This window comes from Bradyrhizobium sp. Ken01 (assembly GCF_055807355.1).
The window spans coordinates 1-7,481 of record NZ_JBVVPC010000101.1 but is presented as its reverse complement, the minus strand read 5'-3'; the positions used below and the strand labels follow the sequence as shown (position 1 = coordinate 7,481).

Annotated in this window: 7 protein-coding genes; 4 read left to right on the top strand and 3 right to left on the bottom strand. The window is 59.5% G+C overall.

The genetic code is table 11. The annotated features are described in order from the left end of the window. Positions 1-472: 472 nt before the first annotated feature. Entirely contained in the window at positions 473-664 is a 192-nt protein-coding gene (locus tag AC0L3S_RS38500) for a hypothetical protein (RefSeq protein ID WP_473285099.1), read from the bottom strand. 367 nt (positions 665-1,031) lie between these two features. Beyond that, positions 1,032-1,280, bottom strand: a complete 249-nt coding sequence (locus AC0L3S_RS38495) for a hypothetical protein (RefSeq protein WP_473285097.1) — start codon at positions 1,278-1,280, stop codon at positions 1,032-1,034. Positions 1,281-1,903: 623 nt separating this feature from the next. Between AC0L3S_RS38495 and AC0L3S_RS38490 the strand changes: the two genes are divergently transcribed. The 4 genes from AC0L3S_RS38490 (at position 1,904) to AC0L3S_RS38475 (ending at position 4,359) form a co-directional block, all read left to right on the top strand. Then, the gene (locus tag AC0L3S_RS38490) at positions 1,904-2,401 is read left to right on the top strand and encodes a transglycosylase SLT domain-containing protein (protein ID WP_473285095.1); all 498 of its coding nucleotides are present in this window, start codon (positions 1,904-1,906) and stop codon (positions 2,399-2,401) included. Then, positions 2,319-2,708, top strand: a complete 390-nt coding sequence (locus tag AC0L3S_RS38485; protein ID WP_473285101.1) for a hypothetical protein — start codon at positions 2,319-2,321, stop codon at positions 2,706-2,708. Before AC0L3S_RS38490 ends, AC0L3S_RS38485 begins: the two co-directional genes overlap by 83 nt. A gap of 201 nt (positions 2,709-2,909) precedes the next feature. Continuing rightward, positions 2,910-3,557, top strand: a complete 648-nt coding sequence (locus tag AC0L3S_RS38480; protein ID WP_473285093.1) for a caspase family protein — start codon at positions 2,910-2,912, stop codon at positions 3,555-3,557. Then, positions 3,508-4,359, top strand: a complete 852-nt coding sequence (locus AC0L3S_RS38475) for a caspase family protein (protein WP_473285091.1) — start codon at positions 3,508-3,510, stop codon at positions 4,357-4,359. The genes AC0L3S_RS38480 and AC0L3S_RS38475 overlap by 50 nt, the downstream gene beginning before the upstream one ends. Before the next feature lie 1,483 nt (positions 4,360-5,842). Here AC0L3S_RS38475 and AC0L3S_RS38470 read toward each other — a convergent pair. Next, positions 5,843-6,064: a hypothetical protein gene (locus AC0L3S_RS38470; protein ID WP_473285089.1), complete on the bottom strand. Its 222-nt coding sequence runs from the start codon at positions 6,062-6,064 to the stop codon at positions 5,843-5,845. Positions 6,065-7,481: the final 1,417 nt, after the last annotated feature.

Here is a 7,481-nt window from a genome sequence, read left to right as displayed (position 1 = left end):
GATACCTCAGCCCTGTTGAGTTCGAGCGCAAGGTGGGATTAGCTTAACCGGGTGTCCATCAAACCGGCAGCAGCTCACTAAGCTACGTGACGGCCGTGACTGCAACCTTGACAGAACAACGTCGCCGTTACGGGCGCAGGGCGGTCGCAGCCTCCGGTCTCCTCAACTCGTGCTCAACTCGTCCTCATCGGCTCTCCTGCTGACGAAGGAGAGAAGCAGGCCGATCGACCGCCGCGTTGGGCTCCGCGATCGGCGGTCTGTTTCGGTGGCTCCCGCCGCAATCAAGGTACTTCGGGCGACCGTCGCGAGAATTGCGACGAGTCGAGATCGGCCATGACTCCGTCGCCGGAAAACAGAGCAGAGTTCTCCCTCCCGCCGATGAATGACCGCAGCGGCTCAAAGAACTAGAAGCTCGCGAACTAAAGCGGCGAGGCGCCCGAAATCGGCTTGGCCATGAACGCAGGCCGCACCTTTACGGCCATTCGATCCGATCCGCTTTGAGACGCCGGCGATCAATCTCCTCGCGCAGGACGTCGGCGTGCTGTTTCGCGGTGTTGCCAAGAAGGTGGTACCGACCTCCCGAGGCGCGATCGGCGGCTACTTGGATCCGGATGTTTTCGTAAAAGCGGAGGACGCTCTCGTCGCTCAGGTTTTCCATACTCATGAAGCAACAACCTTTGATCTGGAAAGATACTAGCTTTTCTCAGCTTGTGCGTGACGTCAATGCCGTAGGCGCCCTCGCGCAAGCAAGGAGACCGCCTGAATGCGGATCTGCCGGTCCAACGGGTGGACCCAGCCGGGTGCTGGCGTTCTTGGCAGGAGCGGCGCTAGGGTCCTTCCCGAGCATTTCAGCCATTTCGCCGATTATGCGGGGGGGCCGCCGCGTGCCTCGACGCTAGGCACAAGGGGAGTTCCTAAACTAAAGTAGGATACTTTCGGCCAGACCCCGCCACCGTGAACCAGTGCGAGAGGCCCAGTTGGCGGCCTTACTCCTTGGTCTCGGGGTGTAGTTCGGCCTTCCTTGCCATAGATCAGCGACGAGCTGGGCCATTGCTGTGGCCGGCTATCTGGTCGTTCACGCGAGATGCCATCCCGGTATCGTTTGATCTTCTTGTCGAGATCGATGCACTTCTCACACATGGGCAGCCCGTCGCGGGTACGCAGGCGCGCAGATGACCTTCATCGGTGACAAAACGCTGCTGCCAATTCTTCAGCGGCGCCTCGGCGATCCAGGAATAGTGTTTGCCCCAATCATTGCCATTGCCGAAAAGCACCCGCATCTTCTCCTTCCCCGTCGCGTGCCAACGCTGACGGACTCTGACCTGAACCGAAAGTGGAGCCCGGCTGTGTTACGCCTGGGGTATAGCGGCCTGGCGAGCGACCCCAGGGGGAGCCCACGCAGTCGCTCAACAAAGTGGTGGCGCCAGAGGTCGCTCAGAAGCGCGAGTCACATAATCCAAAGAGCGAGTTTGCGCGCGAACCAACCTAAGGCCGCCAACCACCCAAGCTCCAACGTGAAGATCAGTGCGATCGCACCGGCCGTCGCTATCCTCATCGCCCCCTCCGCCCGCCTATGAAAACAGGTGGGAAAACTTGGTAATGCGACGCCAGTTCCTTACGCTTGTCCTTGTGAGCGTTTGCCCTTGACGAAAACTTTGCCCCCCGGCTTGGCCTCCAGTCGACTACCTGCCTGGTCTCTGCCGGGAGTGACGGCATTAGCTGGTGTCCCTCATGTGTATCACCGACGGCGCTAGAACCATCGGAAGCTGGAGCGGGCACGAAGCGCTGGCTACTGGATGGGGTCACCAGCTCCTTTGACATCCCCAAGCGACCTAAAGAGACTTGTTTCCAACCCGGGGGATATCCTACCGTTGCCCGACCTCCACAAAGTTGCCTGAAGCCGATGAAAGTCTGCGCTCGGTTCTCCTGGAATACACAGCCGGCGCCGCTCTGTCTTGCGGCACTGGTGCTTATGACTATTCCAGTCCCAGCTGGAGCACGGGACGGCGACCCAGTCGACGTGGCTAGGAAAGCCGCCACACCGGACGCCGTCGAAACTTTGTCGGCTGGCGGTTCAGAACGGTTTCCGTCTCGCGCATCCGTTCGGGCCCTGATCGAGAAGGAAACGGCAAAGACGCAATTGCCCGCTGACATCGCAGAAGCGGTGGTCTTCGTGGAAAGCCACTACGATGCCGGTCTGGTTGGTCGCGTCGGTGAGGTGGGCTTGATGCAGGTCAGGGCGGGAACCGCTGCCATGCTGGGCTTCGCCGGCCCCCAGGCCGAAACTGGCGGAGCCGGAGGTCAACATCCATTATGGCGTGACCTATCTCGCCAAGGCTTGGCGGTTGGCGCAGGGCGACTTGTGTCGGGCCCTCATGAAATATCGGGCCGGGCACGGTGAGGAGATCATGACAGCCCGCTCGACGACGTACTGCAACCGCGCGCGCAACCGCCTCATCGCCATGAATTCGCCGTTCGCGTCCCCCGGCGCGCTGCCTGCGGTCCCTCCGGATTCAGAGCCCGCGCGGGTAACGGCAAGCGCAAAACCCCAAGTACTACCGTTGCCCGCGAGCCCGGCTGATGTCTATGCAACGTACCAGCACGGAACGGCTGCGGCGAGCCGCGCATTCTGGGCGGTGCACGAAGCTCGTGTCCGCGCGATCAATGCGTCGCTCGAAGCCAAATGGCGGCGCGTCGCTGCGCGGTAGGTTATCATGCCGTACATTGCCGAACTCTACCAAGGTCAACCCAGGTTAGATATCGCTGGCGCCAAGATGCGGCGTCAGTGCCGAGCGTCGAAGAGCGTAAAACGAAGTTGCAAGACGAAATGGTTTTTGCGGTGACCTTTGTCACGGACCCGAAAACCAGAATGGGCATAATGTCTTGGACTTTTATTAGGTGGGATCTCAATGGGACGCATCATAGCTCGCACCGTTTTCACGGCCATGCTCTTTGTTTTCTTGCAGCTATGGTCCGTTCAAGGCAACAGCGCGGAGATCAAAGACAGCGGGAAATTCGCCCTTGTTATAGGCAGCGGCGCCTATGAAACCAATGCTCTCCCCAATCCCATCAATGATGCGATAGATATGGCCGCCGACCTACAAAAAATGGGGGTTCAGGTAACGCTCGGTACGAACCTCGATGTTCGCGGCATGCGGCTTACGGTCCAGAAGTTCATCGACAAGCTTCCAAAGAACGCAACGGTCTTCTTTTTCTTTTCAGGTCACGGGGCTCAATACGCGGGCCAAAATTACCTGATCCCGATTGGCGCGATTAACGCTATCAAAGGGCCAGGCGATCTGGACCGGGAGGCGATATCGATGGGCGATACGCTGGAAGAGTTTGGCAGATCCGGCGCCGCTGCAACGATAGCGTTCCTGGATGCGTGTCGGAACTCTCCCTTCAGTGCTATCGCAGATATCAAGCCAGGTTTGGCCAGAAGCTCGCCCCGTAATCTAAGTACAGCGGTGCCAACCCCGGAGAGAGTTTGCGAAGGGCCCCGGTGGCGTGTTGATATCCTACTCCACCGCCCCAAATGGGGTGGCGCTCGACGGTGACGGCAGGAATAGCCCGTACACTAAATTTCTCAAGGCAGAGATCGTGAAGGCCAACGTGAGTCTGGAAGATGTTCTGAAAGCAACGCGCTCAGCTGTGACGAAGGAGACCAAGGGAGAGCAAACGCCTTGGTATGAGTCGTCGATTGATGGCGAGGTGTTTGCCGCGGGGAGAAACCGGATTTCCCTAGAGAACCTGCTGGGGGCATTCTTGCCAGACGCTGGTGGTCCTCTTGGAGTAACTCTCATGCGCTGGGATCTGAAAGACCTCGGTCCGGTAAAGTGGACTAGCAATGGCACGGAAATGGCCATGAAAAATGACTACAAGCTCGACGACTTGGGCGACCATAGATGGGCCGGCGGGTTTCGGCGCGTGGGCGAAGTTGTCATAACTGTTGACGGAGAGCCCGCACTTTATCAGATCGAGAAGACGAGGACGCCAGCTCCATGGACACTAACGATGATAGGTCCGCATGGGGGTGTGGAAGCCGTCGGTCTTTCAAACCAAGTTTTATCGCGTGAATTCGATGGGTTTCGGCGCAAGTTCCTTGTTGAGGATAAGGGCTGTCGCAGACAGGCCGACGGGCAAGTGCTGTTCACGGTGCATCTGCCGGAGAAGCAAGTTGGATACCTCGCAGAAACGCGAAGCTGCGGATCAGGCGGGTGCAATATCGAATATACTCTGTTTGTCGATAAGCAAGACGGGCGAAGTACAAGTGTTAGGGCTTGCGAGCAGGAAACGTTCCTGATCAGTGTTACTATGGATCAACAGGGTAGGATCGAATCTCGATCCTCGCGGCAGTGAGTTCGGATTGCGCCGGGCCTAACCGGTCGTGCCGCATACAATTTCCAGATTCCACAAGGATTGAAGATCGCCTTGTCGGTAACCAGCCATCGCACCTTCGCGGGATGGGGAGAAACCGAAATCTTTCCTGCGGGCATTTGGTTCCGAGTACGGGAACAGCTTTGCTATTCTCGGTCGCGAATCGGAGCGTGGCGTGCGAAATCACAAACCTAAGCGGTGGACCGAGGACGAGGCGCAGATGCTGATCAAAATGGTCAGCGCGGGCTCGACCGCGATCGAAATCGCCACCGAGCTTGGAAGGTATATTGCTTCCGTCAAACGTGTGGCCCGAGACATGGGCCCTTTGCTGCGGACCGGGAGGAGGGGCGCTGCACAGAGACTGTAGGCACCGTCCCGGTCGGCACCACTTCTGCAGAGGTTCAGTGCTCGCGGATCTGTGTCTCTGCCAGTGAGCCGCAACCAGAGCAGCCGTGCTGAATGCGACACCCAGGCAGCTGCAGAGGACCAGAGCGTTATAGCGATTTCTTTGGGCATCGCGTCGCCTCCTGACGAAAGCCCCCCTTCACCCTTACTGCCGGACGGGCTTGGAGCGCGTCGCGATCAGCATCGTGTAGGCAAGCCGGCGCCAAATCAGGTTCACCAGGACTAGCATGTGGCATCCCGGTATTTGATACGGTTAGGATCGACCTGCTATGTTTCAAGAAGATTTCGCCGCGGTGCGAACTGGCTTCGTGCCGAGGGCAGGAGGGCAGCTCGCCGGTTCACTCCGCGGCCTGTGCCAGTAGCAAAGTGATGCTGGCAACCATGACATAGAGTCGCTGCGACCACGTAAACCCTGGCATTCCCAAGAGAAAAAATTACAGGTCCGACGCTCCGAATCAACTGCATTGTCAACTTCCCCACCGTACACGGCCGCGGATCGCGGGGAGCAAGACAAGCTTCGCCCGACGAGAGTTTGACGCCAGCATCGCTGGATGGCTGCGGTTCTTCGCCTCGATCCAGTGCTTCTGCCGTCGGTTGCGGGCGGTCCGATCGCGATGCGTTAGGCATGTGCGAAAAGACAGGCATTTAGCGGTGTGGGTCATTGCAGGTCGGACATGGCGCGCCGGTCGCCACAGTGGAAGTGTCGGGGCCGTCGGGATGGCTTTCGCCGACCCAGCCCACGGTCCTAGCAGGTGACGCACTTCATGAGGGTCCCTTGGGCGGAGCGACGGCCGCGGCCAAGCTGAGGGGCTTAACCACCGAGAGATAGGCCGCGAGGCTTACGTCAACGTATGCAGCGAAAAACGAAAGCTGCAGGTCTATCAAACTCGAAGATGGCGTAGGACGCATCCTGCGATGGTCGGATAACCTGATGATCTGGGCTGACATGTGAATTCCTGAGGTCACCCCCGCGAATGGCCAACACAGCAAGAATCCCTTGGTTCCTGCATCGACCGTAATGGCTTGCCTCCCGGGCGCACGTCAGGAGGTGGCAGGGCGCTCATTCTGCCGCTCGCAGTCCCTTCTCTGTGGGCTCGTACCGAAATCCGTGCTTCACCAGCCAACCACCTTCGACCATTTTCATCGCCAATGCCGTCGAGCATGCCCGCTTGCTTCCGCCAAGGTGATAGACCCCGTCGGCGCGCTCAATCAGAAAACCGTAGATGCGTGCCTGGCGCAACGGCTCCAGCATGCCAGGAACAAGAATGATGGAGCTGGTCATGGCTTCCCAAGCACTGCTGAACGTTCCGCTGGGGCGGCTGACCAGCCAGCCGGTTTACGCTGGGGGGCTATCGCGTCATATTCGAACGCCACGCCGTCGGGATCGTGCTCGTCCGGCCAGGCTTGGGCGACTTCATCTGTTGCGAAAACCTTCGTTTCTTCGCCTTGGTCCTACATCCGGACGGCAATGATACCTCTTCAGCTTGCGCGGTCCCAATGCGGCTCTTTGCCCTTCGGGTGGAACTCAGGAACATAATGCCGGTTGACACCGCATGGCGCCGATCCGCGACAACAGTGTAGGCTCGCCGCGCTCGACCACCAGCAGCAGGGCTTCCATCGCTGCCCCCACTCCCCCGGTCGTGCTCCTTCTTAGGCCGCGCCGCCATGTATTCGCCGGCATCCAGCAGCGTTGCGAGCGGCCTCCGGGTGTATTTACCGGTTCGTCGAACGGCCGCCGCCAGCCTCGTTCCGTCACAGTGTTCTAAGGTTATCGTAGCCCATGCCACCGATAGGCCATTTGGCGTTCCAGTTGAAGTCCGGCGGGACGTCAGCCCGGGTGAAAAGATCGTACCCCAGCATTTCTTGCTTGGGATACGATCTAGTTCACAAACGGCAGCAGGCTTAACAGGCATCGAAGTGTGGGAGGACCCGCCGGGGCTGGCGCAGCTGGCGGGCCCTCAACCACAAGCACAAGGCCGCGTATGTCCCCCACGGCCCCGTCCCAACTGCACTTTGGAGTAGCCGGATTGAAAAGCAGTGTGCAACATGATCCGGCTCCCGACCCTTGTGTCGGCAGACCCTTCGGCCCCCGCGCTGGTTAGGTGCGGACCCCACGCTCGGGGGCCGACTTGATCAGTGCGCAACCTGTCCAGCCTGGCTGCTGCAAAGGCTTGAGCGTAATAAACTTAACACTCGCCTTGTCGACACAACTTTAAGCAATTCATGCTTCGCTGAAAACGGTCACGGCCGCCCCGTGACCGGGCGGCCGTGTGCCGAGCGTTCCTCAACCTACCCCAGGCGAAGTGCACGGCCGCCACCTGTTACCAACGGTTGCGCTGCAGCGCAAAGGGGGCTTCCGTGGAATTGGTGGGGTGGTGTCTTCTGCGCAACAACTCACGGGTGCCGACATCTAGGGGCAGCTACCGAGCTCTAGGGGTCGCAAATGGCGCTGGCTTGCCGCTACTGAAATCCGGTCTAACGTCAGAACCTCGGTTGCCGCACCCGGCGGCAAACGAAGCGCCGCGCGATATCAGACAAGCGAACGTCGTCCGGCCAGCGGTCGGTCTCCAGAGCAACGTGACGGCCGTAGTGGCAGTGGATGAGGATGCGCCGTAAGCCCATTGAACCGCCCCGGGTTTGCCGGAGGCTCCAACTCCTGAGAGGATGGAGCCATGACGAGCAAGACGACGAACAAGTTT

What these genes read in the sequence shown, in the direction of transcription:
- AC0L3S_RS38500 (WP_473285099.1), bottom strand. Translation starts at nt 664, where the DNA reads ATGAGTATGGAAAACCTGAGCGACGAGAGCGTCCTCCGCTTTTACGAA.
- AC0L3S_RS38495 (WP_473285097.1), bottom strand. Translation starts at nt 1,280, where the DNA reads ATGCGGGTGCTTTTCGGCAATGGCAATGATTGGGGCAAACACTATTCC.
- AC0L3S_RS38490 (WP_473285095.1), top strand. Translation starts at nt 1,904, where the DNA reads ATGAAAGTCTGCGCTCGGTTCTCCTGGAATACACAGCCGGCGCCGCTC.
- AC0L3S_RS38480 (WP_473285093.1), top strand. Translation starts at nt 2,910, where the DNA reads ATGGGACGCATCATAGCTCGCACCGTTTTCACGGCCATGCTCTTTGTT.
- AC0L3S_RS38470 (WP_473285089.1), bottom strand. Translation starts at nt 6,064, where the DNA reads ATGACCAGCTCCATCATTCTTGTTCCTGGCATGCTGGAGCCGTTGCGC.